Annotated in this window: 2 protein-coding genes; both read left to right on the forward strand. The window is 58.0% G+C overall.

What is annotated here, in order from left to right:
• The coding region (locus tag ABWQ00_RS16115) for a hypothetical protein (RefSeq protein ID WP_353239673.1) at nt 1-481 on the forward strand (481 nt) is incomplete at its 5' end.
• A 339-nt stretch (nt 482-820) separates the two neighbouring features.
• A partial coding sequence (locus ABWQ00_RS16120) for an ATP-binding protein (RefSeq protein ID WP_353239674.1) occupies nt 821-1,313 on the forward strand: 493 nt, incomplete at its 3' end.

The raw sequence follows: 1,313 nt of genomic DNA on the forward strand, positions 1-1,313 counted from the left end.
TCTGGTGGAAGAGCTATCAGCGGCAGACAAGGCTGTCGTCCCGCATTTTGATCTGACTACAGAATCCGACGAAGATGACCGCTCGCCTCAGAGAGCGAATGCCTCCCTGCAAAGCTCCTCGCCTGAGTCCAATACCGCAGACGAAGAAGTCAGGTTTTGGCCAGTGTGCCCGGGAATGGTGTTGCCCACGGTCGAGCCTCGCGTTGGCTCAGCCTGCGTTGGTGGGTTGTCGTCCACGGCATCTCAGTTGGACGCTGCCAATTCCGTGGAAGAGTTAATTCGCGCTCCAACACGTTGGGGACGTTGTGCTGGTTGCCAGCGTGCGCTGCGTCCTGGCGTGACTTCGACGGGATCGCCAGTTTTATTGTGCAGCAAGTTCAAGCCGCTCGAGGGGCACACGTACCGCATATTTTCTCTGAGGGAAGCAGAAGGCATGGACTTCCCACGACTGATGGTGCGGCGCTTGCGCATGCTCTGGTGAGGGAGGGACGCGGACTCATAATTAGTGGGACACTGCAACGAGTACATTCGCGCCTGTGCCTTGGACACTGCGTGCGTGCACATAAAAAAGCACGCGATTGAGTACGTGCATGGTATCAGGAAGTGCGCGCATCATGATTTCCATTCCTTCAGCACAGACCAGCTGGTGTTCGCATCCCTTCCCTTCTGATACACTCTGCTCAGGTGGGCTTCGATCATGTCGTCGGTTGCTGACCCGTCCCCCGAGTCAGGCTCCGCTGCTACGTTTGTGAAGCGCGCTGCAGCGCTCCGAGCCAAGTACCCACTGAGGGACATCACGGGCTCAGAACATCGGCGTCTCATGCCTGCGGTCGTCGTGGCTCACCCAGCAAATCGGAATGGTGTGCGCATCAATGGTGAAAGATGCGAGGAGTTATTCCGTCACGTATTCCGGAAGTTCGACTTTGAAGAAGCCGCGCATGGTGCTGTGCGCGTCGAGGTGGCTGCTGGAAGCGATGTTGTGCGCACCTGGCATCGAGATGCACCCGCGGACGACCGCATCGCTTCTCTACCCCTGGAACACGTACTCTATGCTAGCATTGGCGCCTCTCACATTAACCAAGTGCTCCGCAACGTCATTGGAAGAGCCGTCGTGGGGAGCTGTGTGCAGGCGACCGACGCGGAAGGTCGTTTGTCTTTGCAGCTTGTGCATGCGCATGACTCCGCGTTGGCGGAGGCGTGCAGGAACGGCCTGCGTTGGGAGGTACTGTCACAAGCCTTGGAGATTGAGGAGCCCTTTGGCGTTATGTGCATTCAGGCCGCTCTCAACGATCCCGCCAACGCAATGATGGTCA

The organism is Limnohabitans sp., from assembly GCF_040400975.1.
GTDB lineage: Bacteria > Pseudomonadota > Gammaproteobacteria > Burkholderiales > Burkholderiaceae_C > Limnohabitans_A.